General features: G+C 63.9%; 18 protein-coding genes. 8 read left to right on the top strand and 10 right to left on the bottom strand.

The window, feature by feature from the left end:
* Positions 1–32 precede the first annotated feature (32 nt).
* Positions 33–632: a DUF3617 domain-containing protein gene (locus JY500_RS19055; RefSeq protein ID WP_206254196.1), complete on the top strand. Its 600-nt coding sequence runs from the start codon at positions 33–35 to the stop codon at positions 630–632.
* A gap of 267 nt (positions 633–899) precedes the next feature.
* Entirely contained in the window at positions 900–1,736 is an 837-nt protein-coding gene (locus JY500_RS19060) for a nidogen-like domain-containing protein (RefSeq protein WP_206254197.1), read from the top strand.
* Between the two features lie 63 nt (positions 1,737–1,799).
* Here the strand turns inward: JY500_RS19060 and JY500_RS19065 are convergent, their stop codons facing one another.
* Complete coding sequence (locus tag JY500_RS19065; RefSeq protein WP_246479692.1) at positions 1,800–2,345, bottom strand: NanQ anomerase/TabA/YiaL family protein; 546 nt, start codon at positions 2,343–2,345, stop codon at positions 1,800–1,802.
* A gap of 234 nt (positions 2,346–2,579) precedes the next feature.
* On the opposite strand from JY500_RS19065, the gene JY500_RS19070 reads away from it, so the two are divergent.
* Positions 2,580–5,582 (top strand): transglycosylase domain-containing protein, encoded by a 3,003-nt coding sequence (locus tag JY500_RS19070; RefSeq protein WP_246479693.1) that lies wholly within the window; start codon positions 2,580–2,582, stop codon positions 5,580–5,582.
* 29 nt (positions 5,583–5,611) lie between these two features.
* Here JY500_RS19070 and JY500_RS19075 read toward each other — a convergent pair whose 3' ends face one another.
* A complete protein-coding gene (locus JY500_RS19075; RefSeq protein ID WP_246479694.1) occupies positions 5,612–8,236 on the bottom strand; it encodes a fibronectin type III domain-containing protein in 2,625 nt (874 codons plus the stop codon).
* Between the two features lie 225 nt (positions 8,237–8,461).
* On the opposite strand from JY500_RS19075, the gene JY500_RS19080 reads away from it, so the two are divergent.
* The gene (locus JY500_RS19080; protein ID WP_206254199.1) at positions 8,462–9,919 is read left to right on the top strand and encodes a peptide MFS transporter; all 1,458 of its coding nucleotides are present in this window, start codon (positions 8,462–8,464) and stop codon (positions 9,917–9,919) included.
* A gap of 8 nt (positions 9,920–9,927) precedes the next feature.
* On the opposite strand, the gene JY500_RS19085 is transcribed toward JY500_RS19080, so the two are convergent.
* The 3 genes from JY500_RS19085 to JY500_RS19095 all read right to left on the bottom strand — a co-directional run bounded on the left by JY500_RS19085 (position 9,928) and on the right by JY500_RS19095 (position 12,249).
* Positions 9,928–10,989, bottom strand: a complete 1,062-nt coding sequence (locus JY500_RS19085) for a hypothetical protein (RefSeq protein ID WP_206254200.1) — start codon at positions 10,987–10,989, stop codon at positions 9,928–9,930.
* A gap of 120 nt (positions 10,990–11,109) precedes the next feature.
* Positions 11,110–11,541: a DUF2147 domain-containing protein gene (locus JY500_RS19090; RefSeq protein ID WP_206254201.1), complete on the bottom strand. Its 432-nt coding sequence runs from the start codon at positions 11,539–11,541 to the stop codon at positions 11,110–11,112.
* Between the two features lie 9 nt (positions 11,542–11,550).
* Entirely contained in the window at positions 11,551–12,249 is a 699-nt protein-coding gene (locus JY500_RS19095; protein WP_172203422.1) for a fumarylacetoacetate hydrolase family protein, read from the bottom strand.
* A gap of 634 nt (positions 12,250–12,883) precedes the next feature.
* On the opposite strand from JY500_RS19095, the gene JY500_RS19100 reads away from it, so the two are divergent.
* From JY500_RS19100 to JY500_RS19115, 4 genes are all read left to right on the top strand, one after another.
* Positions 12,884–15,691, top strand: coding sequence for an OmcA/MtrC family decaheme c-type cytochrome (locus JY500_RS19100; protein ID WP_206254202.1), 2,808 nt, complete (start codon positions 12,884–12,886; stop codon positions 15,689–15,691).
* Positions 15,692–15,807: 116 nt separating this feature from the next.
* Positions 15,808–16,194, top strand: a complete 387-nt coding sequence (locus tag JY500_RS19105) for a ComEA family DNA-binding protein (protein WP_206254203.1) — start codon at positions 15,808–15,810, stop codon at positions 16,192–16,194.
* Positions 16,195–16,243: 49 nt separating this feature from the next.
* A complete protein-coding gene (locus JY500_RS19110) occupies positions 16,244–17,236 on the top strand; it encodes a DmsE family decaheme c-type cytochrome (protein WP_206254204.1) in 993 nt (330 codons plus the stop codon).
* Positions 17,237–17,297: 61 nt separating this feature from the next.
* On the top strand, positions 17,298–19,388 hold the full coding sequence (locus JY500_RS19115) for an MtrB/PioB family decaheme-associated outer membrane protein (protein WP_206254205.1): 2,091 nt from the start codon (positions 17,298–17,300) through the stop codon (positions 19,386–19,388).
* Between the two features lie 178 nt (positions 19,389–19,566).
* Here JY500_RS19115 and JY500_RS19120 read toward each other — a convergent pair whose 3' ends face one another.
* From JY500_RS19120 to JY500_RS19140, 5 genes are all read right to left on the bottom strand, one after another.
* On the bottom strand, positions 19,567–19,908 hold the full coding sequence (locus JY500_RS19120) for a c-type cytochrome (RefSeq protein ID WP_172203426.1): 342 nt from the start codon (positions 19,906–19,908) through the stop codon (positions 19,567–19,569).
* A 36-nt stretch (positions 19,909–19,944) separates the two neighbouring features.
* Positions 19,945–20,631 carry a cytochrome b/b6 domain-containing protein gene (locus tag JY500_RS19125; protein WP_172203427.1) on the bottom strand — a complete coding sequence of 229 codons (687 nt, stop codon included), beginning with the start codon at positions 20,629–20,631 and terminating at the stop codon, positions 19,945–19,947.
* Positions 20,624–21,742 carry a cytochrome c3 family protein gene (locus JY500_RS19130; protein ID WP_206254206.1) on the bottom strand — a complete coding sequence of 373 codons (1,119 nt, stop codon included), beginning with the start codon at positions 21,740–21,742 and terminating at the stop codon, positions 20,624–20,626. Before JY500_RS19130 ends, JY500_RS19125 begins: the two co-directional genes overlap by 8 nt.
* A gap of 177 nt (positions 21,743–21,919) precedes the next feature.
* Positions 21,920–22,984 carry an RNA methyltransferase gene (locus tag JY500_RS19135; protein WP_206254207.1) on the bottom strand — a complete coding sequence of 355 codons (1,065 nt, stop codon included), beginning with the start codon at positions 22,982–22,984 and terminating at the stop codon, positions 21,920–21,922.
* 66 nt (positions 22,985–23,050) lie between these two features.
* Positions 23,051–23,938 (bottom strand): ParB/RepB/Spo0J family partition protein, encoded by an 888-nt coding sequence (locus tag JY500_RS19140; RefSeq protein ID WP_206254208.1) that lies wholly within the window; start codon positions 23,936–23,938, stop codon positions 23,051–23,053.
* Between the last annotated feature and the right edge of the window lie 196 nt (positions 23,939–24,134).

Raw genomic sequence — 24,134 nt, forward strand, 5'->3', positions numbered from 1 at the left:
CTGAGAGCAGCCAATCACCAACGGGAGCCATCATGCATACCCGCTCGATCTGCCTGCTCACCCTCCTCGCCGCCTCAGCGGGCGCCGCCGTGGCCGCCGACATGCCGCAACGCAAGGAAGGGCTCTGGGAAATCAAGGCCGAAAGTGACGCCCGCAACCGCGAAATGCCACCGATGAAGCAGTGCATCGACGCCAAGACGGACGCCGAACTGCAGAAGCACGCGATGCGCGGCGAAGGCGGCCCGGGTCGCCAGGAATGCGCGAAACAGTCATTCAAGAAAACCGCCACCGGCTGGGAGGCCGATTCCGTGTGCAAGCACGGCAACACCACGGCAAGCACCCACGCCGTGATGAGCGGCGATTTCAGCAATGCCTACACGATCGACTCGCAGACCCACTTCGATCCGCCGATGAATGGCACGGCCGACGCGCGCCACAAGGTCAGCGTCCGCTGGCTAGGCGCCTGCCCAGCCAGCTGGAAGGGCGGTGACATCGAAGTAGGCGGACGTCGCTTCAACACCCTCGAAATGCAGAAGATGCAGGCCGGCATGCCACCAGGCGGGAAAATGACGCCCGAACAGATGAAGCAAATGATGGAAGCGATGAAGAAGCAGCAAGGCGGCCAGCCATAGGCCCCCCGTTTTACCGAGCCGATGGGGCTCAATCGGCTGTAGATACCTGTCCGCATGATCCCGACTGACCGAGAGGTGGCCACACAGTTCAGCATATGTGCTGAGCTGCATTCACCTTGTCGGCACCGCTTACAGGCGGGGCAGCCACTTTAAGCCGCATGCAGCCAAGATATTGATTTGCATACGTCATTTTTAGGTGGCCCAGGTTTTGCTAGGGAGACAAAGTGCAACATAGCACCAACTTCACCCACGTAGCATTTATTCGCCATGACTATTCGATCCCTATCCGTACTCGTAGCCGCGGGCGCGTGCCTGCTCGGCTTTGGCCAAGCGGCTTCGGCCGCCATCATCACCGTTCCGCAGACCTCGTTGATTGCGTCGACGACCTACTACACCGACACCATCGGCGGCGGAATCGGCAACATTTCTGTGACAACCGGCGGCGGAAACGCCGCCAACGTCGGTAATGCCACCGGCCGCAATGACGATGGCTTCCGCGGCCCGATCAGCCTCGGTTTCTCGATCACCTTCTTCGGGCAAACCTACAACTCGCTGTATATCAACAACAACGGCAACGTAAGCTTCGGCAACGGCATTTCGGCCTATGTGCCAACCGGCCCGACCGGTGCAAACGCACCTGTCATTTCGCCGTTCTTCGGCGACGTCGACACGCGTGGCGCTGCCAGCGGCGTCGTGCACTATCGCCAGGACATCGCTAACGAGTTCATCGTCACCTGGGATAACGTCGGCTACTACTCGTCGCACACCGATCAGCTGAACAGCTTCCAGCTCGTGCTGCGCGGCAGCGACTATGATCTGCCGGTCGGCGAAGGCACGATTGGCTTCTTCTACAAGGGCATGGGCTGGGAACGCACCGACACCAGCACGGTTGCGGCAATCGGTTTCGGCGATGGCCTTGGTAACGCTGTCGTGCTTCAGGGTTCGACGGAAGCCGGCCTGAAGTCAGTTGTTCAGAACCACCATATCTGGTTCGACCCGCTGCTGCGTCCGGTCGATCCGCATGACGTGCCGGAGCCGGCTTCGCTGGCACTCGTTGGTCTCGGCCTCGCAGCAATCGGTGCAGCAAAGCGCCGCCGCGCCTGAACGGTAGCCACGAGTATCAAAACGGCGGGAGCAATCCCGCCGTTTTCTTTTTCAGACGCCGGATTAAAGCCCCAACAAGCGCCGGTGTAGCTTGACGACAGCCTTGCGCACTGGCGCCGCCTCACCTGCAGCGACGCAGGGGCGGTGCAGGTCGCCGGGGTAGAAGATCGCGAACTGTCCGGGCGCGAGGTCGACAAACCACTCATGGCGCGGCGTCGGGTAGAACGCGATGTCGCGCACCTCGAACATCTCCTGCACTGGCTGCAGCGCCGGATCGGGCGGCGCGATGCCAAAGCGCTCCAGGCCGCTCAATACCAGCTGAATATCCGTGTGATCCCGGTGGGCCTCGGGCCGGGTGGCGGCTTCAGCTTGCGTGGTGACCTGCTGGATCAGCAGGAACATCCCCTCCTCGTCGAGCGGATAGCGGCCAGGCTCCAGCGCGTCGAGATCCCGCCTCTCCAGGGCCTCAAGCGCACGCACAATCGCTGCAGGTAGCACGGCGGCGCGCTTGCGCCAGGATGAGAGATCGGAGAGGAACATCGCAGCTGCCGTCAACAGGGGGAAGCGCACATTGTGCCGCCGCGCGAGGCGCGAAGCGAGCGCCGCCATGCCATGAATCAGGGCCCAGGTCCACGCAGGCTGCGACATATTTGCGCCGGCGTCGCGTGTTCGCCACGTCGCGTACGCGATGCGGGCGGTTTCGCGATAATGCTGGAAACATCCGGATTGCATTGAACCCTGAAACACGGTTGGAACAGTATGACGAACGCGGCGCAAGGCCCAGGTTCGCCCCGGCGCAAACGCCGGAGCCGCATCCTGAAGGGGATCGCAGGCGTAGTAGTTTTGGGCGGCGCCGCAGTCGGCGGCCTTGCCTGGTACGAGGCGAGTACCTCGTACTTTCAGTCTCGCTACCTCACCAAGTGGGGTCAGCGCATGTCGTTCAAGGTGGCACCGGGCAAGAGCGACGCGATCCGCTTTCCGGCTAACGGCCCCTTTGATCAGCGCCTCGGGTACAGCGCGCTCCCGCAGTTGATGCCACGCCTTGCTGCGCGTGGCTATGTGGTGACGGAACAAGCGCGGATCTCCGCCGACATGGCACGCGCGGTCGACGCCGGGCTGTTTGCGCCGTATCGCGAAAAGACGCAAGGCGGCCTGACGATCACCGATTGCAACAACCAGGCGCTATTCACCTCGCGCTTCCCGGAACGCGTGTACGACCGTTTCGAGTCAGTGCCGGACCTGCTCGTGCGCAGCCTGCTGTACATCGAAAACCGCGAGCTGCTGAGCCCCGAGCACGCCACGAAGAACCCCGCAATCGAGTGGGACCGCTTCCTGAAGGCCGCCGCGGATCAGCTGATCCGCAAGATCGACGCGGACCACGATGCGCACGGTGGCAGCACGCTGGCAACGCAGATCGAGAAATACCGTCATTCACCCGAGGGCCGCACCAGTTCGCCGCGCGAAAAGCTGCAGCAGATGGCCTCGGCCTCGCTGCGGGCCTACCTGCAGGGCGAGGACACAACGGCTGTACGGCGCCAGCTCGCACTTGACTACCTCAACACCGTACCGCTCGCCGCGAAGCCGGGCTACGGTGAGGTGATCGGCATTGGCGACGGCATGGCGGCGTGGTACGGGCGCGACTTCGGCGAGGTCAATGCGCTGCTGCGTAACCCGAACGCGAATCCCGCGCAGCGTGGGCTGGCCTACAAACAAGCCTTGTCGCTGATGATTTCGCAGCGCCGCCCAAGCGGCTTCCTGGCCGACCAGAAGGCGCTCGAATCGCTTACCAACGCGCACCTGCGGCTGCTCACGAGCGAAGGCATCATCCCGGCCGCGTTGCGCGACGCAGCGCTCTCGCAGCCCTTGCGCCTGCAGCGCAGCGCGCAAAGCGTGGCAACGCATTCCTTGGGCGGGCGCAAGGCCGCGGTGGTGACACGCACGCAGCTTTCCAGCCTGCTTGGTGTGCCGCGGCTCTATGACCTCGACCGCATGGACATGAGCGCAACCAGCTCGCTCGACACCGCATTACAGCGCAAGGTGACGGAAACCCTGCGCGCGATCTCGAACCCCGAGGCCGCCAAGGAAGCCGGGCTGGTTGGCGAGCGCATGCTCGGCGGCGGCGATCCGTCGAAGGTGATCTACAGCTTCACGCTGTTCGAGCGGGCCAACGGCGCCAACCTCGTCCGGGTACAAACCGACAACTTCGATCAGCCTTTCGATATCAACGAGGGGACAAAGCTTGACCTCGGCTCGACCGCCAAGCTGCGCACGCTGGTCTCCTACCTCGAGATCATCGCCCGCCTGCACGACAAGCTTGAGCCGCTGGAGCGCGAAGCCCTGCTGAAGATGCCGGTCGCGCAGCAGGATCATCTGACGCAATGGGCGGTTACCTACCTCGCCGACGCCAAGGATCGCAGCCTTGAAGCCATGCTGCAGGCCGCGATGGATCGCAAGTACTCAGCCAGCCCTGCGGAGAGCTTCTTCACCGGCGGCGGCCTGCTGACCTTCGAGAACTTCGACAAGCGCGATAACGACCGCATCGTGACGGTGCGCGAATCGCTGCAGCGCTCGATCAACCTCGCGTTCATCCGGATCATGCGCGACATCGTGCGACACACGATGTTCAACATGCCCAGTTCCAGCGCAACGCTGCTCGACGATCACAAGGATCCTAAGCGCCAGGAATACCTCGCCCGCTTCGCCGACCGCGAAGGCAAGGAATTCATCCTGCGCTTCTACAAGAAGTACCAGGGCAAGAGCAGCAGCGAAGCGCTCGAAAGCCTGCTGCAGGGCATCCATCCGACGCCCAAGCGGCTGACGACAATATTCCGGTCGCTCGATCCCGGCGCCGATGCCGCACAGCTGGGCGCTTTCCTCGAACAGAACCTGCCCAACGCGTCGGTTGAATCGTCCAGCATCGAACGGCTCTACGAGGCCTACTCGCCCGATCGCTACGACCTCGCTGACCGCGGCTACCTCGCCGGAGTGCACCCGCTCGAACTGTGGCTGGTCGGCCACCTGCGTACGCACCCGAAGGCGACGCTGTCGCAGGTGATTGCCGACAGCGCCGACGAACGCCAGAACGTCTATCGCTGGCTGTTCAAGACGCGTTTCAAGAGCGCCCAGGACGTGCGCATCAAGCAACTCGTGGAGGTCGAGGCCTTCCTCGAGATCCACAAGATGTGGAAGCGCCTGGGCTACCCCTTCGACACCCTGGTGCCGTCATACGCGACGGCGCTCGGAAGCTCGGCAGACCGCCCCGCAGCGCTGGCCGAACTCGTCGGCGTGCTGCTCAACGATGGCGTCCGGCTGCCCACCGTGCGGCTCGACCAGATGCAGTTCGCCAAAGGCACCCCTTACGAGACTCGCTTGGCCTACGTGCCGCCGAAGGGCGAAAGGGTGCTGCCGAGTGAAGTCGCTCGCATCGCGCGCGAGACGATGGCGCTGGTCGTCGAGAACGGCACGGCGAAGCGCCTCAGCGGCGTGTTCAAACGCCCGGACGGCTCGCCGATCACCGTGGGTGGCAAAACCGGCACCGGCGACCATCGTTTCGAGGTGTACGGCAAAGGCGGCGTGCTGATTTCGGAACGCGTCGTGAGCCGCTCGGGCACGTTGGTGTTCTATATCGGTGAGCGGCACTTCGGCACCGTCACCGCCTACGTCAAGGGGCCGGAAGCAGCGAACTACAGCTTTACCAGCTCGCTGCCGGCGCAGCTCCTGAAAGTGCTGGCGCCGCAGCTGATTGGCGAGATCAACCGCAGCGAGAACATTGGCACCGGCAGTTGCAAACCCGCACCGGTGGCCGCCCCTGAGGCAGCGCCCGCAGAAACGAAAACGGCCGGTTGAACCGGCCGTTTTTCTTTGCTGCACGGGAGTCAGTTGATCGCGATCGATTGCAGGTTCAAACCCCCTGTCACGACTTCGAGCCTCACCACAACAAGCCCCGCAGGTATCGCGACGCTCAAGGGGGTGCTCTGCAGCAGCGTGCCACCGGTCGCCAGCACCACCTGGCCCTTCTTCACGCCGTTGATCCACACATTGATCGTCGCGCCGGTGTAGGACACGCCGAAGACACTGAGCGTGCCGCTGAAAGCCTTGGCTGCGTGTGCCGGTGCAGCGACCCACTCGCCGGCATCGTTGCCGCCGAGGCAGGGCTTCGCATCGCAGGTCGTCACGTAGTCGTAGCCTGAGCGAATCCTGTAGTCGATCTGGTCGGTCGGTACGATCGTGCCGGGCAACGCCGCACCCAGGGTGACGGCCGCGCGCGGCTGGCTCTGCAGCTGGCCGAGCGCTTTGTACTTGGGGGTCGCCAGCGTCGTGATGTCGGGCGTGAACTCCCACTTCGGCGTTCCGCGCGCCACGTAGTACACGAGCAGGTCGCCGCCCTGCTGCGACCACGCGTCGTGCGTCTTCACGACCATGTCCTGCATCCGCGGGTCGGCATTCAGCGCGCGTGCGTCGGTGTCGCCATAGTTGTCGAGGCTGGGCCCGCCCTCGTAGGCGATGCGCTTGAGGCCGTAGTTGGCCGCCCACACTGCGTCGACGCCGAATCCTTTGACGTTTGCTGCGGGCGGGTAGTTGCCGGCGGCGAAGTAGCCGTCGCGATCGGTCTTGTCCGCCGGCTCGTTGGTGGCACCGTAGTAGCCCGAGCCCCCCGCGCCGTAGAGGTAGTCGGACACCTGACGGGCCGGCGACTGGCCTCGTGCATAGCTATCCAGCCAGTTCAGCGCCTGCGACAGCGTCATCTGGCCATCGCCCTGCTGCGTCATCAACACCGGGCGAACGCGCGTCATCATCGAGGCGTCGCCATACACGCCACGGAAGATGTCGCTGACCAACGCCATGCGATAGGCCGGGTAGCGCCACATCTTGAACCAGATGCTGGATTCCGCCGGTGTCAACAGCGGATGCCCCGCCGGCAGCGCACCGACGATGTCCTGGATCACGCCGAAGCAGCGGAAGCCGCCTGCCGAGTTCCAGATCTCGTTGGCGTATTCAAGGTAGACCCGCAAGCCCGGATCCAGCGGCGGGTAGGCCGGGTTCGTCTGCGCGCTCGTGTAGGGGTTCGTGCCGTCGCTCCCGTAGCGGAGCGTCAGCGCCACCTTGCGCACATAGTCATCATCCGCGGCCACCGGGATGTTGATCCAGCAGTCGGCGTGCACCGCGTTGCAGAGCTGAATCTGGTGCTCAAGCGCCACGCCCAGTGCAGAGCTGTCGTACACCAGCCCGCCGGGGCCGACGTAGGGGCCACCCTGGCGCGAGAAGTGCAGCGGCGTCATGCGGTCGGCCCAGTGCTGCACGAGATTCGAGTTGGTCGCCGTCCAGTCCATCATGCGGACGGCGTGGGTCTTCGCAAGGGCCGCCACGTAAGGCGCGGTAAACACGACGCTGCCGTCGGCGGGGTAGCCAGGCCGATAGAGCCGCATGTTGGTAAAACCGGAATTCAGCGCACTGCCCGCGGTGCGCCGCGTGTTCTTCAGGATGATGCCGACGCTACCCGTCGCAGTCGCAGCGTAGGTCACGTCGGCCGTCGTGGTGTTCGTGGCGGCGTCATACTTCTTGTTGCTCACCGTGCCGCCCACCCACATCAGCGAAACGTCCGCCTGGCCGTTGAAGATGAGCTTGTAGGTGCCATTGATCTGAGCCGGTGTCCCGGTCAGCACCACCGTCGAGGCATCCGCGGTTGGCCAGCCAAGCGCATCGATGCCCCCCACCGGCTTGCTCCATTCGATCGCGTCCTGCCACGGACGCGCCTGCTTCATCGCATCGGCGAACGCGAGGCCGCCGTCCCAATCGCTGAGGAACCAGGTATTCATGCCGAAGCGGTTGCGCGTCGAATCCTCGGCCGGCAGTACCGGCAAACCGGCGCTTGGGGTGGCCGAGACCTCGGCGCTGTCCGCGCTCTCGCCCTGCGCAGTCACGACGGACACAACGTAGTAGTACGGCGTGCCGTTGCTGCGGCCGGTATCGGTGAAGTGGGCAACGGTGGGCGAGGCCACCAGGGTGTAGGGGCCACCCGCGTTGGCGGCACGCTTGACGTGATAGGCCGTCGCAGTCGCGACGGCGTTCCAGCTCAGAGTCACCTGGGTATCCGCACCCAGGGCACTAACCCCCGTGGGCGGCGCCAAGGCCGCCACCGGCATCGCCGAGACCTCCGCGGAGCGCGCGCTCTCACCCGCCGCGTTGCTGGCGCTGAGCACGTAGTAGTAGGTGATGCCGTTCGACAGTCCGCTATCGGTGTAGGTCGCGGCGCTGGGCGACGCAACCGCGGTGTAGGGCCCGCCGGCAGTCGTCGAGCGCATCAGGCGATAGCTGGTCGCGCCACTGCTGGCAGTCCAGCTGATCACGACCTGCGCGTCACCTCCGCTTGCAACGACACCAGTCGGTGCGACCGGCGCAGTGCCGCCACCGCCTCCGCCACCATCGCCGCCGCCTCCACCGCCACAGGCGACAAGCAGGACTGACAGGCACATCAGAAGCAGAAAGCGCAGGGTTCGCATGGCGAGTCTCGGTGAGTGCAACGGGCAAGGAGTGGCAGATATTCGCCCATCATATCCGCGCAACACCACGCCGGTTTGACGGCATCGGGGTGAGACCCCGATTTGCGCGCTGTGGGCACGCCCGCAGCGCGGGTGTTCCGGCGGCAGCCGTTTGGTGGGTGCGCCGGCCTCTGGTATACACGCCCGGGGCCACAAGCCCGTCCCAGACCCAGCCCGGAGAACCCCGTGTCAGCGCTCAGAGCCCGACTGTCGAACATCCCCGAGGGCGCAGGCGCGCTCTTCTTCATCCAGATCTTCGCGACGCTCGGCTTCGCGGTGCTCTATTCGACGCTGGTGCTGTATGCCACCCAGCATCTGAAGTTCAGCAACGCGCAAGCGGCGGCGACGATGGGCGTGTTCGGCGCCTTCAACTACGGCCTGCACCTATTCGGCGGCTACCTCGGCGGGCGCTTCCTCTCGAACCGCAACCTGTTCGTCGGCGGCATGGTGCTGCAGGTGATCGGCTGTGCGGCCATCGCCGGCGGCACCACCGCGCTGTTCTACAGCGGGCTCGCGCTGTTCCTCACCGGCAGCGGCCTCAACGTGACCTGCCTGAACATGATGCTGACGCAGCGCTTCCACCCGGACGACATCCGCCGTGAGGGCGCCTTCCTGTGGAACTACGCGGGCATGAACGTCGGCTTCTTCGTTGGCTTCACCGTGGCGGGCCATTACCAGCTCACAGGGGACTACCCCAGCCTGTTCATCTTCGCGACGATCGGCAATGTGCTGGCAATCGTGATCGCCGGCATCAACTGGCGCGTGCTGGCGGATCTCGATACGCCGCTGCTCAAGGCCACGCCGGCGCACTTCCGGCTGCGGGCATTGGCGGGTCTCGGGATTCTGGTCGGCCTGGTGCCAGTGGTGTGGATCATGCTGCAGCACACCGATTCCACCGGCTGGCTCGTCAAGGGGATCTGCACGCTGGTGGGCGTCTGGCTGCTGGTGCTCACCCTCAAGCACCGCGACGGGCGCGAGCGCAACAACATGAAGGCCTATCTGATCCTCGCGCTCGGGTCGCTGGTGTTCTGGACGCTCTACCAGATGGCGCCGAACGGCCTGCAATTGTTCGCGCTCAACAACGTGGACCGCATGGTCCTCGGCATCGAGATCGCGCCGCAGTGGATCCAGAACATCAACGCCGCGGTGATCGTGCTGGGCGGCCCGCTGATGTCGGCGCTCTTCGTGCGCCTGCGCTCACGTGGCTGGACGATCGACATCCCGAAGCAGTTCGCGCTCGCGCTGGTGCTGATGGGCTTGGGGTTCCTCGCGTTGCCGGCCGGCATCTCGCTTGCCGGTAGCGACGGCCGCTCCGCGTTTGTGTGGCTGTTCTCCAGCTATGTGCTGCAGAGCGTCGGCGAACTGCTGATCTCGCCGATCGGCTACGCGATGATCGGCCAGCTGGCGCCACGCGCCTACCAGGGGGTGATGATGGGCAGCTGGATGCTGGTCACCGGCTTGGCGTCGCTGTTTGCCGGCGACTTCTCGGGCATGATTCCCGAGCCGAGCGAAGGCGCCGCGCTATCGACGAACCCGGCGTATTCGGCGCTGTTCCTGGAGCTGGGCCTCGGCAGCCTCGCCGTTGGCATCGCGCTGTTCCTGCTGATGCCGACACTCCGCCGCCTGATCCGCGCCGCGGCGTAAGACGCCGCTCAGAGCGGCAGCAGCACCGCTGGGTCGGGCTTCTCGACCCAGCGCGCAAAGGCTTCGGCAATCCGCTCGCATTCGCCCATCGCACGTCGCCAGGCGGCCTCGCGCGCATCGTGATCCAGCGCGTAGCGATAAAAGTCGTTGCGATCCGGCAGCTTGCCGTTGGGCAGCTTGGCCAGCAAGGCCGGGCTGGGCGCGATCAACAACATGCTGGAAAGCCACTCTGGCCCCTTGCCGAAACCCTGCTTGCGCCACGGCAGAAACTTGTCGAGCCAGCCGGGCACTACGCCTTCCACAAAATGCGGGTAAAGGGTCAGCCCCGGCAGGCGGTGGTAAGGCAGATGAATGTGGTAGTCGATCAGGCCACCATCCCAGTAGTGGGCATCGGGTACGCCGGGGATATGACCCACCGCATCGCAGATCAACGGAATCGAACCGGACGCGGTGAGCGCTGCGACACAGTTGTCCGCACCCAGCGGATGATGCTGGGTTGCAAACGGGTCCTGCCACAGTGCATCGAGTGGGCTTGCCGGGCCGCTCGCGAACACATGCCGATCAAGGTGCCTCGCCAGCCGCGCACGCGACAGTGCATTCGATACCGCAATCCGAGCAAACGCGGTGCGCGAGGTACGCCCGGCAAGCGGCCCGACCGCGCGCGACACAATCACCCGCAAGGGCACATCAGGGCGCGCCGCCCAGGGTTTCGCAACCGATTCGGCCAAGCCGACGATCTTCTGCGCCACTTCCGAGGGCGTTACGCCGACGCGATAGCGCTGGCTATGCACATAGGCCTGTGCAAGGCGATCGAGCGCTGCCAGCGGATCAGCCTGCGCGCCCGCACTCATGCGCCAGGCGCCGATCGAAGCGCCCACCAGCGTCGGCATCGACTTGCCACGCGGCAGCCATTCGCCGAACAGCCAGCGGTCCAGCGGTATCAGCGCGAGGCCCTTGGGCCCGCCCGCTGCCGCCGGGATGCAGGCGATATCGTCCGGCGACAAGCCGTTGCGGCGGATATGTTCAAGCGCGCGTGCGCCGGCTCGCAAACGGAAGACAGGATCAGTCATAGCGAAAGACCCCGCCGAGCGCACTGCCCGGCGGAGGAATCCTCAGATTGAAGAAACAGGCGCCGCCGGCCAAGGCAAGGCGCCAGATACAACGTACGCACAGCGACTGCGCCTGAACGCTTACTCGCGCACCCAGGTCTGGCTGCGGCCGAACAGCGACACTCCGATGAAGCCACGCACCTCGAGCGACTTGCCATCGGGCGACAGCGTCATCTTGGCGCGATAAACCTTGCCGTTGTCCGGATCGAGGATCTCGCCCCCTTCGTAGCGCAGTCCATCGCGCTTGAGCCCGTTCATGATCTTCAGGCCGATGATCTTCTGCCCTTTGCGCGCATCGCTGCATTTGTCGCAGACCGGATCGGTGTTCTCTCCCGGCTTGAAGAAGACCTTCTCGATCACCGCCTCGAAGTTGCCGGCATGATCCTCGATACGCACGATCGAACGCGGCTTGCCATCCTCATCGCTGATGGTCTTCCAGCGACCCTCGGCGCTGGGCTCATTCGCCCAGGCACCACCCGCCACCAGCACGGCCAGCCAGATTGCTGCTTTCATGCTCCCCCCTCAGGAAACAACGATCGAAATCGACCCCACCCCCTCGATGTGGCCTTCCATGTGATCGCCCGGCGCCACCGGCCCAACGCCTTCAGGCGTGCCGGTGAACACCAGGTCCCCCGCCTTGAGCGTCCACAGGCGCGAAAGATGAGCGATCACTTCCGGAATCGACCATGTCATTTCGGATAGATCGCCACGCTGCCGCGTCTCGCCGTTGACCTTCAGCACGATCTCGCCAGCGGTCAGCAGCGGCGCATGACCGCGATGCAGAATGTGCGAGATCGGCGCGGCGTAATCGAAGGCCTTGCCGGAATCCCAGGGTTGGCCTTTCTCCTTCGCACGCGCCTGCAGGTCGCGCCGGGTCATGTCGAAGCCGCACGCATAGCCCCACACGCAGTCTGCCGCCTGTTCGGGTGTCAGATCACGCCCGCCCTTTCCAAGCGCCACCACCAGTTCGAATTCGTGATGCAGGTTCTGTGTGGCGGGCGGGTACGGCAACGCCCCCAGCACGCCGGAAGCCACCGGCAACACCGCATCGGCCGGCTTGCAGAAGAAGAATGGCGGCTCACGCTCCGGGTCGTGGCCCATTTCGCGTGCATGCGCCGCATAGTTGCGCGCCACGCAGAAGATCCTGCGCACCGGGAACAGCGCCTCGCTGCCCGCCACTGGCACAGCCGGGCGCGCCGGCGGCTCGAAGACATAGGTCATTTTCTTGTGCTCTCGTCGGGTCGGAAGCGGCGCATTCTGAACGGCGAGGCGCCGAAGCGCCACCGCCTTACCTGGCAGGGCGGAGCCCCACGCCCAACGCGCCCGCGCGGGGTGTTGTCAATTCGCCACAACATCGTGCCCGCAAGTCTCCCGGCGCAAGATGCGAACGACATGGCCTTCAGAAATCGCCTTGACGTCCGACAATGCTTCTGAGGCCGGGGGGATTTGCCTGCCACTTATGCGGACGGATTGGCGCCACCCTTGCAGTTTGAAACCGCCCGCTCGCCCTTGTGCGCCATACGGTTCCGTCTGCCCGCATCGAAACGGATGACGTCAGTAGAAAAAGGGTCTAAGTTCCATTGCGGGGGCATGCCAAGTTGTATCCATTTGTTTCAAACATTTCCGACAAAGGCCTTGCGCCTTCACGCAAACCCGCCTCGGAATTGGCTTGGAGCGCTTGCAGCTGCAGCTGGATCGCAGCGCCTTAATGATCTAAATCAGAAGAATTATTGTGTCGACACGTAGATTCGGGACACAAAGCGAGGGACCGGGTGGCGCATTGATCACCGGCATCCCCTCTGAAATTGATGCGTCTTGAGTTGCACCATTTGGGTGGACGTCGGGGAGAAGATTCATGGACAAGAAAAAAGGCCGCGTTTGGCTCGGCTACCTGCTCGCAGGCTTGCTAACCACCACGCTGATTGGTTGTGGTGGTGGTGACAGCGGCCCCGCGGGCCCAACCGGCCCTCAAGGCCCCAGCGGCCCGTCCGGCCCGTCGGGTCCGTCAGGCCCATCCGGCCCCGGCGCAGGCGTTGTCCTTGTCCCCAGCAACAGCGCCACCCCGACCGACACCGCTTCCGCAGCGTGGGCTGCGCTGGCCCCGCAAGTCACCGTCACCGGCGTGACCATCTCCAGCCCGCCGGTGGTGACCTTCAAGGTGACTGACGCCTCCGGCTACCCGGTGGTAGGCCTCGGCAATACCTCGAAGAGCAGCACCGCAACGGTGGCCGGCCTCACCAACCTCGCCTTCTCGATCGCGAAGATGGTGCCGGGCACCAACGGCGCGCCGGCGAAGTGGGTCAGCTACATCGTGACCACGGTTCCGACCACGACGGCCGCCGCTGCACCAACCCGCCCGACGACCGATACCACCGGCACTCTGGTAGACAACAAGGACGGCACCTACACCTACACGTTCTATCGCGACATCACCAAGATCAAGGCGGATGTCGACGCAATGACCGTTGCGGCGCCGAACAACAAGGCGGATCTCGGTGATCTGACCTACGAACCGAACCTCACCCACCGCCTGACGATCCAGGTTTCCGGCAACGCTCCGGGCACCGGCACCAACACGCCTACCGGCGCGACTTCCGTCTACCCGGCTGTGCCGATGACGAAGCCGACCGATTACATCTACGACTTCGTGCCGGCCACGGGTCAGAAGGTGACGGAATCGGGGCGCGACATCGTCGCAACCGCTAAGTGTAACGAGTGCCACCGCCAGCTTGGCGGCATTCCGGGCGACAGCACCGAGAGCTCCGGCGCTGGCTTCCATGGCGGCAACCGCAACAACGTGCAGTACTGCGTGGTCTGCCACACCGAACAGCGTAAATACGGCAAGGTTGAAGCAACGATCAATTCGGCAACGCTGACCTTCACATCGAAGTCGACCGACATCGTGGATGGCCGCGCCGTTGGCAACCTGCCCAACTACATCCACAAGATCCACAACGGCAAGCTGCTTGCCAAGAAGAACTACAACTACGCGGGCGTGCTGCCCAATGAGGTGGGCTACCCGCAAGACATCCGCAACTGCACGAAGTGTCACGACGGATCCGCCACCTCCACCGCGAAGACTTCGCAGGGTGATAACTGGAAGGCGATGCCGAACCGCTTGGCCTGCGGCTCCTGCCACGACGGTATCAACTTCGCGACCGGCACAGGCGTCACGCTTGCCGATGCGGCAAAGGGTCTGACCTCGACGACCAACGCCCACCCGGCCGGTCCGCAGTCTGACGACTCGATGTGCAGCACCTGCCACAAGCCCGACGGCATCGACATCGCGCATACGCCGGTGACACCGCCGAACCCGACCAACTCTCTGCTGGCGGGCGGCACCAACGCCAACACCAACGCAGCGTGGATTGCATCGAACACCAGCCGCCTGCCGGCCGGTGCAATCAAGGTGAGCTACGACATCAAGAGCGTCTCGGTCAATGCCAGCAAGCAGCCGGTGATGGTCTTCCGCATGCTGCAGAATGGCGCACGCGTCGACTTCAACACCTTCGACTCGACGAAGCCCGTCGCCACCCAAGAGATGTGGGCGAACTTCTTCGGCTCGCCGAGCGCGTACTTCGTGTTCTCGGTGCCGCAAGATGGCATTACCGCACCAGCTGACTTCAATGCCTCGGTGTCGGGCTACCTGCGCAGCATCTGGAACGGCAAGGCAACCGGCACAGGTGCCGGTACGCTGACTGGCCCGGACGCCGACGGTTACTACACCGTCACCCTGACTGGCGTCGTGATTCCGACCACGGCGAAAATGCTGACGGGCGGCATCGGCTACTCATACAACGTTACGAGCGCGCCCCCACTCACGCAAAGCAACCTCGCGGCGTATCCAACAGCGCCCGCCAGCGCCACAACCGGACTGAAACCGGAAATGCCCAACCTCTCCGGGGGCCTGATCGTGATCACGCCGAACGCGCAAAAGGTTGCTACCGGCTACACCGGCCGCCGCGCGATCGTCGAGGACAAGCGTTGCAACGCCTGCCACCAGGAGCTGGGCACCTTCACCGAGGATGCCTTCCACGCGGGTCAGCGCAATGACGGCACGACCTGCTCGTGGTGCCACACGCCGAACCGCACCAGCAGCGGCTGGTCGGCCGACTCGACAAGCTTCGTGCATTCGATCCACGCAGGCTCCATGCGTGACGTCAAATTCACCTGGCACGCGTCGAGCACGACCGAATCGTTCGCCGATGTCGGCTACCCCGGTGTGCTGAAGCAATGCGAGACCTGCCACCTGCCCGGCACCTACGACTTCAGCGCAGCGGACTCCGCCGCGGCTGTGCCGAACCGGCTGTATCGCACGGTTGCAACCGGCAAGTTCAACGGCACCAGCTCGGCTGATCCGGTCGCCGCGTTCTCGCTGTCGCCGTATGTGGTTAAGGACAACGTGTTCGATTATGGATCTGGCTTCAGCTACAGCGCCGCCACCGGTACATCGACCGCAGCCGCGGCGACCACCGCAGTGATCTCGCCGATCACCACGGCCTGCTTCGCTTGCCACGACTCGTCGCTCGCACAGACCCACATCACCGCGAACGGTGGTTCGGTCTACGCAGCGCGCAGCACGGGGCTGGTGACGACCGAGACCTGCATGGTCTGCCACGCAACCGGTCGCGTTGGTGACATTAAGGCGATGCACGCGAAGTAACCGATCGTCGCGCAAGCACCACGGATGCGGCGGGCAGCCCGCCGCATCCGGTTCCACCCAGGCGTAGCTGTTTCGCGAAATGCGCGGCAGTCAGAGCCGAACAAGCAAAGATGAGCATGGCCAAAGAGACCCACAAATCGTGTCGTGCGGGCCGCAGCGTGGTGATTGCCACTAGCTTGTGGTTGATGGCTGGCACCGGGTTCGCGGCAACGGCCAGCACAAGCACCGAGGCCCTGCCCGCGGGCCACCCGCAGCAAGCTCAGAGCAGCAAGAAGGCAACACAGAAACCCGCGCCGCTGATCGACATCAACAGCGCAAGCAAGGCACAACTCAAAACGCTGTATGGCGTCGGGGATGCGGAGGCGGATCGGATCATCGCCGCGCGTCCGTTCAAGACAAAGACCGATCTGGTCACGACAGCCGGACTACCCACCGGCATCTACGTCGCCAACAAACACAAGATCATCGCGATACAGAAGACCAAGTCGAGCCCCAAAGGCTAGGCGACGCCGTATCGGAACAAGACAAACCAAGACGAACGGGCAGACATCGATGAACATCGCAAAATCAGTGTTCTCCACCGCGCTTGTGCTCGCTGGCCTGGCGTGGCAAAGCCTGGCCTTCGCCGAAGAGGCCGCGCCTACTGCATCAGCCGCGCCCACCGCGATTGCCAGCCCCGGCACCGAGTACAGCAAGAAGGGGGCAGACACCTGCCTTGAGTGCCACGACGCCGACAGCGACACCGCAACCTTCACGACGGCCGGCATCTTCAAGTCCAAGCACGGTCAGCGCGGCGACGCGCACAGCCCGTTTGGGCCGAAGGGTCTGCAGTGCGAAGCCTGCCACGGCCCTGGCGACCGGCACTCCACGCAGAAGAGCAAGAAGATCCAGACGATCAACAGTCTCAAGGCGAACTCGTTCTACACGCCCGCCGAGCGCAACGCCGTGTGCCTGTCATGCCACCAGAACCGCTCGCGCAACGCTTGGCACGCGGAAGCGCATGACCGCAGCCAGCTGGCATGTACCGACTGCCACAAGCTGCACGTCGAGAAGGACCCGGTGCTGGCGAAGAAGACCGAACCGGATGTCTGCTTCCGCTGCCACAAGTCTGAGCGCGTCGACTTCCAGAAGGCATCCTCGCACCCGGTTCGCTTCGGCCTGATGGCTTGCAGCGACTGCCACAACGCGCACGGTTCCGGCACGCAGGCGATGCTCAAGAAGCCCACGCTGAACCAGACCTGCTACAGCTGCCACGCAGAAAAACGTGGCCCGTTGCTGTGGGAACACGCACCCGTCACGGAAGACTGCGGCCTCTGCCATACCAGCCACGGATCAGTTCGCCCGGCCATGCTGACGAAGAGCACCACCAGCTTGTGCCAGACCTGTCACTCGGTGGCGGGCCACCCAGCGGTGCCGCGCACCGGCGCAGCCCTGCCCGGCAACGGCGGCGGCGGTTCAATCTTCGTCGTCGCGGGTGGCTGCACGAACTGCCACGCCCAAGTGCATGGTTCCAATCACCCGGCAGGCGCCAAGCTGCTGCGTTGAACGGCGATCAGACTTTCACCATGAGTACATGCGTAACCTCTCAGCGAGAACGGACGCGGCCATGAAACCATTTAGTCCCTTGTTCCTGCTGTGCGCCCTCGGCGCACTGACGATCACGACCAGCGGCACCGCCCTGGCGGTCGACACCTCGCAATGGACCTGCGAGTCGTGCCCATTCGAGAAGGCCAGCTCCAGCACCACGGTGGAGGCTGGGCTCGGCAGCGTCACCGAAGATTCAAAGACCTTTGGCAACTACACCGGCCTCGACCAGCAGGGCCCCTACGTCATCGCTGGCGGCGAAGGCCGTTATCGCAACGACACCGGGTTCAGCGGCAGCTTCCAGGCAACCGACCTCGGTATCGATACGCGGGCCATTGACGCCCGTGTGCGGCAGGAGGGGCGCTATTCGGCCCGCTTTGGCTATTCGGAGATTCCGCACTACACCTCCGATACTGGCGCGACGCCCTTCCTCGGTGCGGGTAGCGAAGTGCTGCGCCTGCCGGCCGGCTTCCCGATCTCGACCACGGCCGATCTTCCCGCCGGCAGCCTCAACACGGTAGACATTGGCTTCAAGCGCTCACGGCTCGACGCCGAGGCGAGCTGGTTGGGCGACGAACACTGGACCAGCAGTATCAAGGTGCGACACGACGTCCGCGACGGCACACAGCGCATCGCCGGATCGTTCTACAACACCTCCTCGCAGCTCGTCGCGCCGGTCGACCAGACGACCGATCAGATTGAGGTCTCCGCCGGTTACGTCACGCAGAAATGGCAGTTGTCGGTCGCCTACCATGGCTCGCTGTTCCGCAATAATGAGAACGCGCTGACCTGGGCGAATCCCTTCACTCCGGTTGTTGCCGGCGCGACCACTGGCCAACTGGCACTCGCACCGGACAACCAGTTCCATCAGCTGCTCGCTTCCGGCACCTACGAAATCCTGCCGCAATTGCGCGCCAGTGCCGACGTCGCCTTCGGCCGCATGACGCAGGATTCCTCTTACCTGCCGATCACACAGAACGCAGCACTGGCGCCGACGATACCCGCCCTGCCGGCTTCGTCACTCAACGGCAAGGTCGGCACGTTCAACGGCAGCTTCCGGCTGGCCTACAACCCGATCGCGCAGCTGCGCGTCAACGCGGTTTATGCGCGCGACGAGCACGACAACCAGACCGACAGCCTCGCCTACCCAGCGGTGGCGACCGACATGTTTGTTGGCACCACGACGCGCAGCAACCAGCCCTTCTCGTACAAACAGGATCGCTACAAGATCAATGCGGACTACCTCGGCCCGAGCTGGCTGAAGACGTCGATTGGCTTCGATGAAGACGATCGCATGCGCACCTTGCAGGACACCGTGAAGACGCGCGAAGGCACGGTCTGGGGGCGCGTCGCTGCGCAAGTCCAGGAATACCTCTCGGTTTCGCTGCGGCTGGCACATGGCGAGCGCACGAACTCCGGCTACGGTTCGGCCACCTGGGTGTCGCCAGCCGAGAATCCGTACATGCGCAAGTACAACCTTGCGGATCGCTGGCGCGACACGGCCGGCGTACGTGCCGACATCACGGCGATGGAAGGCCTCACGATTGGCCTGCACTACGACTACTCGGAAGACGACTACCGCAACTCGCTGGTCGGCCTGACGGATGCACGCAGTGAGAGCTATGGCGCCGATCTGTCGGCCGCGCTCGGCGAACGCACTCAAGTGCAGCTGTATGCGGCATCTGAACGGCTACGTTCCAACCAGGCCGGCAGTTCGACCGCGACGCTGCCTAACTGGTGGGCGCGTAACAGCGATGAGATCGACGTCATCGGGCTCGGCATCAAACATATGGCAATGGATGGGAAGCTCGAACTGGGCGCCGATCTGACCCATACCAGCTCGCGCAGCGACGTGGTCGTGAATGCTGGACCAAGCGATCCCCCGTTCCCGACAGCAACGACGGATCTCGATAGCGTGAAGGTGTATGCCACCTACCGCCTGCAGAGCAACATCTCGATCACCGGCGGTGTATGGCATGAAGAATACCGCTCGCGCGACTGGCGCTACGACGGTGTAACGCCGACCACGGTGCCGAACCTGCTGGCGCTCGGAGAAGAAGCCCCGCACTACAACGTTAACGTCGTTCGTATGGCGGTGCGCTACAGCTTCTAAGGCAATATCGGCGCAATACCGACACGCCCGCACAGTCCGCTGTGCGGGCGTTTGTGTTTCGACGGCCAGAGTGGTCGGCCCGTTCGTACGCTCACCGAACGTCGCGGTCACTGCGCACAGACAAAAAAAAGCCCGTCGGGTGATTCCACCCGACGGGCTTCTCGTTTGACGCTTCGGATTACTTGAGCGACAGGATCCAGGCGATCAGGTTCTTCTGTTCCGCCACGTCCTTGGTCTTGATGATCTTGTGATCTTCCTCGGTGCCGTCTTCCATCTTCACCTTCTCGCCGGAGGTGATGTGGTGCAGCAGCTTGGCCTCGGAGTCGGCCTTGCCGGCGTACTTCTTGCCGATGTCGGTGAAGGACTTGGCTTCCTTCTTCTTATCGATGGCATGGCACTTCAGGCAGCCTTCCTTCTTCGCCAGCGCCTGAGCGGCATCGGCATCCGCAGCCTGCACCACCGGTGCGAGCGCAAACGCACCAACCAGGCCGACAGCCACCGCGATCAATTTCGTCTTCATCCTTGCTCTCCTATGGGTGTTTGAAAACATACCGGCTCAGTGTTCGTGCCAGCCGGTAATCATGGTCTTGAACGTGGTGCTGATTTTCTTGCCGAAGGTGCAGAGATACACATGCGCCACGATGAAGGTCGCGACGATCGTGGCGCACACGTAATGCACGACCGCGATCGGGAACAGCCCATCGACGCCGAACATCTCTTTCGGCGCGTATTGCGGGTACAGAAAGATCAGCCCGGTCAGAACCAGTAACGGCATCACGATGTAGATCATGAACCAGTAGGTGATCGCCTGGAGTGCGTTGAAGTTCTCCTCCGGCGTGACCGGATACGGCTCGTGCTCACCTTTGAACACACCCCACATGTAGTAGCGGGTCTGCTTGATGCAGCGCTCCAGGATGCCCGGCGGCTTTGGTACGAACTGCCACCAGTTGCCCGTTACCGCATTGGCGATCACAAAGAAGCTCCAGAGCGCAACCAGCAGCACGCCAGCAGTGTTGTGGATGCGCACGGCAAGTGAGAACTCGACCACCGGAATCTTCGCGTCCGCGTAGTGCAGGCTGAAGCCAGTGACGATCATCGTGAGGATCAGGATCGCATTCGTCCAGTGCCAGGCACGCACCCAGCCCGGGAGAATGTAGATCCGCACCCCCTCGCTGCCGCTGCGGCGGTCTCCAATACGGCGCTCTTGGTGCCGGCGGTCATCATGACGGCGTTCATCAGTCATTCTTGTTTCTCCGGCGCAGGAAGTGCATCACAACGCGCAGGGCAGCATGGCCCAATACGCCCAACAGGGTCAAAGCAGCCAAACCAAGCATCAGCTTGTCGACAAGCGGATTTCGCGTCGCGCCGATCACGTAGTTCTCGTTCAGCACCACGCTGTTGGCGAAGCCGAACTTGTTTTCTTCCTCGCTCGCCAGATGGCGGTAGAGGCGAACCTTCAGCTGCGTATCGCGGCTATGACAAGCCACGCACTTTTTCTCGGCGCGCTTCTTGTCGAGAATTTCATGCGAGATCGGCTCATTGGCCGCCACCACCGGCGTATGGCACTCCACGCAGCGCACCGCCTTCCAGTGAGCCCGTGTGTTCGGCAGCCACTTGTGGATGTCGTCGATCAGCGGACGATCTTTCTTCTCAGGCGCAAACTGAGCAAATCGCTCGTCCGAATCGTGACAGCCCAGGCAAACGCGGTTGTCCTGCTCGACGATCTTCTTCGGATCGCCCAGCTTGTCGGCACGCCGCATCACGTGCGGGTTGTGGCAAGTCGTGCAGGTGAACTTGTCGGAAAGATTTTTCGCATGCACCGACTTGTCGAACTGTGCCTGCGCGTGATCCGCCTTCTTCTGATGGCAGTCCGGGCAGCTGCTGGTCGATTCCTTCGCGTCCGGCTCGTGCGGGAAATCGTCGTAGCCTTCGTTGTGGCACTTGGTGCAAGCCAGACGCTGGTGATCGGAGGCATGGAAGGCCTCCTTGTCGCGCAGCAAGCCACGCAACTTCTTCAGATCCATGCCTTCCTGCGGCGGGTGCTTTAACCCTTCTTCGCTGTGGCAGGCGAAGCACTCGTCGTTCTTCTTACGAATCTTCTCCAGCATTTGTGGAGAAGGCCCCTTCGGTTCGTTCTCTTCCGCAATCGCGGTGAAACTGAGCATGGCGGCACACGCCAGCACCACAATTTTCCCGCAGGCATTCCATGACATGGCGAGGCCTTCAGCACAATGAATCGTGGGCGGATTACAACAAGGTTGAACCTCAATATCAACACACTTTTGAGGGTTAAATTCGATGGTCTGATTTAGGTCAGCCGTACTGGTCCGTACGCTCAAGAAGTTGCTCGCCACGGCCGCGCTCAGCCACTGCTCGCGCGGGGTTCAGACCCCCTCGCCGAGCCGCCGACCACGGGGGCTGAATGTGGGTCGCGATCGCACCGGGCCGACGGGAAACACGCCAGCGTCGGCCCGACCCGCCGAGGGTCAATATTGCGACGGAGACGTCGCCTCGCCGCCGCTCAACGTCCGCTAGCTCGCCTTAGGTACGATGCTGATTCGCCGGCTCGCGACGCGTTGCTCGCGCTCGGCGCGGCCCTTGGCGATTTCGCGGGCGCGGAGCTGGCCGCAGCCACCGTCGACATCCTGTCCGGCCGAGTTGCGCAGCTTGGTCAGCACGCCGCGCTGGTGCAGGGTGCGAGCGATCGCGGTGGCGCGCTCCCAGGCGGGGCGCTTGAATTCGAGTTCCGGCACGGTGTTGTACGGAATCATGTTCAAGATTGCGTACTTGCCCGCCAGCAGCCGGACGATGCCTTCGAGTTCGTCGTCGCCGTCGTTGACGCCATCGATCAGCGTCCATTGGTACTGAATCGGGTACCCGGTGCTGCGGGCGTATCGCTCGCCCATCTCCACCAGGTCTGCGGGATCGATGCGCGGCGCGCGCGGCAGCAACTGCGCGCGAAGGTCTGCCTTCGTCGTGTGCAGCGACAGTGCGAGTGCAGGCTTCACGCGCCCTTGCGGCAGGCGTTCAAAGACGCGCGGATCACCAACGGTCGAGAACACGAGATTCTTGTGGCCGATGCCGCCCGCGGTACCAAGCAGATCGATCGCCTCGAGCACGTTGTCGAGATTGTGGGCCGGCTCGCCCATGCCCATGAAGACGACCTTCTTGACGAAGCGCTTGCTGCGGGCGAGGACGACCTGCGCGACGATCTCGGCACTGCCGACCTGGCGCAGCAGGCCGTCGCGACCGGTCATGCAAAACACGCAACCGACAGCGCAACCGACCTGAGTCGATACGCAGAGGCCGTCGCGCGGCAGCAGCACGCTCTCAACCGTCTGGCCGTCTGCAAGCTCGACCAGAAGGCGTGCCGAACCATCCTCGCCCGGGTGCTCCGAGCGCAGGCGCGCAAGGCCGGCCAGGTCTGCGCTGAGCGCAGGCAGATCGTTGCGCAGCGCGAGCGGCAGGAAGTCCTCGGCCTTGTGCGGGCCACTGTCGATCGGCTGCGCGTTCGCCCACGCACGCAGCAAGCGCTGCTCGTGGATCGGTTTGGCGCCGTGCGCCAGAAGGCGCGCGCGGATGTCTTCGATACGCATGGTCGGTGATGCTTGAGTGGCTGGCGCGCCGGGAGCGATCGCGCAAAGGGCCACTGTAGCGCGGGATCAGAAAGGTGGGTTGCCCTCGCCCTTGAGCGCGAGGAATTCGTCGATCAGGCGATCGAGCACCGCCTCCTCGTCGCCCGCATCAAGGCCGAGAATCTGCGCCACCATGCGAACCTTGCCGGGATTCACGCGCCGCCCGCTGCTCGCCGGCACGGCCACAGTGCTGGCCGGCGAAACGACGCTCGGTGCGGCAGCAACCGTTTGCGGCGCTGGCTCGGTCGCGTCTGCATCGGCCTTCTTCTTGCCACGCTTCACGCCCTCTTGAACGAGCACTGCTTCGACCACCTTCTTGGGCAATTTCTCGCCCTGTTCCAGCTCGGCGACCAGCGCATCGAGCCGCGCCTCGTTCTTCTGCGCGAGTTTGTCGAGCTGAACGGCAGTGGTGCAACTCGTGATCTGGCCGGATTCGAGCAGCGCCTCGACTTTGGGCGACAAGTTCGCCGGCGCGGTCTTCTGTTCCAGCCACGTCGCCGGCTGGCCGAAGTGTTCGGCCGCTGCCTCGGGCGACTCAAAACCGCGGGCGATCGTTTTCAGTGCCTGCGCCATTTCGCGCGGCGCCAGCGGCAGGCGAACGCCCTGGCCCAGGTTTTCAAAGACCTGCACCTCCAGCGTTTCGTTCGGGGCGCAGGCTCGCACGAGCACGGGGATCGACGCTTCGCCGGCCAACAACGCCGCACGCAGACGGCGCTCGCCGACGATCAGACGATACTTTCCGTCGGCGTCGGCCGGCTGCACCAGCACCGGCTGGATCAGGCCGACACCGGAAATTGAATCGGCCAGCCGCTTGATGCCCGCCTCATCGAACTGGCGACGCGGGTGTGCCGGGTCCGGCACGATCTTCGCCACGTCGATCATCTTGAATTCGGGAACCGTCTCTTTGAAGCCCATCGCCTTGTCCGCCTGTTCGCTGCATGCTGGCCAACGCGTGCGTCGACCAAAAGGGCGGGGATGTTCCGGGTTTTTGCCCTGCGGGGCAACTGCGGCGATCGCGCCCTTCGGCAAGCCGCGCGCCGTCTGGATGTTGCATTCCTGACGCTGCATTCGCGAGCGGCAACAGTGCGACCTCCGCGCTGCGCCCCGGTTC

It is taken from the genome of Niveibacterium microcysteis, from assembly GCF_017161445.1.
Lineage (GTDB): Bacteria > Pseudomonadota > Gammaproteobacteria > Burkholderiales > Rhodocyclaceae > Niveibacterium > Niveibacterium microcysteis.

What these genes read in the sequence shown, in the direction of transcription:
- JY500_RS19055 (WP_206254196.1), top strand. Translation starts at nt 33, where the DNA reads ATGCATACCCGCTCGATCTGCCTGCTCACCCTCCTCGCCGCCTCAGCG.
- JY500_RS19060 (WP_206254197.1), top strand. Translation starts at nt 900, where the DNA reads ATGACTATTCGATCCCTATCCGTACTCGTAGCCGCGGGCGCGTGCCTG.
- JY500_RS19065 (WP_246479692.1), bottom strand. Translation starts at nt 2,345, where the DNA reads ATGGCGGCGCTCGCTTCGCGCCTCGCGCGGCGGCACAATGTGCGCTTC.
- JY500_RS19075 (WP_246479694.1), bottom strand. Translation starts at nt 8,236, where the DNA reads ATGCGAACCCTGCGCTTTCTGCTTCTGATGTGCCTGTCAGTCCTGCTT.
- JY500_RS19085 (WP_206254200.1), bottom strand. Translation starts at nt 10,989, where the DNA reads ATGACTGATCCTGTCTTCCGTTTGCGAGCCGGCGCACGCGCGCTTGAA.
- JY500_RS19090 (WP_206254201.1), bottom strand. Translation starts at nt 11,541, where the DNA reads ATGAAAGCAGCAATCTGGCTGGCCGTGCTGGTGGCGGGTGGTGCCTGG.
- JY500_RS19095 (WP_172203422.1), bottom strand. Translation starts at nt 12,249, where the DNA reads ATGACCTATGTCTTCGAGCCGCCGGCGCGCCCGGCTGTGCCAGTGGCG.
- JY500_RS19100 (WP_206254202.1), top strand. Translation starts at nt 12,884, where the DNA reads ATGGACAAGAAAAAAGGCCGCGTTTGGCTCGGCTACCTGCTCGCAGGC.
- JY500_RS19105 (WP_206254203.1), top strand. Translation starts at nt 15,808, where the DNA reads ATGGCCAAAGAGACCCACAAATCGTGTCGTGCGGGCCGCAGCGTGGTG.
- JY500_RS19110 (WP_206254204.1), top strand. Translation starts at nt 16,244, where the DNA reads ATGAACATCGCAAAATCAGTGTTCTCCACCGCGCTTGTGCTCGCTGGC.
- JY500_RS19115 (WP_206254205.1), top strand. Translation starts at nt 17,298, where the DNA reads ATGAAACCATTTAGTCCCTTGTTCCTGCTGTGCGCCCTCGGCGCACTG.
- JY500_RS19120 (WP_172203426.1), bottom strand. Translation starts at nt 19,908, where the DNA reads ATGAAGACGAAATTGATCGCGGTGGCTGTCGGCCTGGTTGGTGCGTTT.
- JY500_RS19125 (WP_172203427.1), bottom strand. Translation starts at nt 20,631, where the DNA reads ATGACTGATGAACGCCGTCATGATGACCGCCGGCACCAAGAGCGCCGT.
- JY500_RS19135 (WP_206254207.1), bottom strand. Translation starts at nt 22,984, where the DNA reads ATGCGTATCGAAGACATCCGCGCGCGCCTTCTGGCGCACGGCGCCAAA.
- JY500_RS19140 (WP_206254208.1), bottom strand. Translation starts at nt 23,938, where the DNA reads ATGGGCTTCAAAGAGACGGTTCCCGAATTCAAGATGATCGACGTGGCG.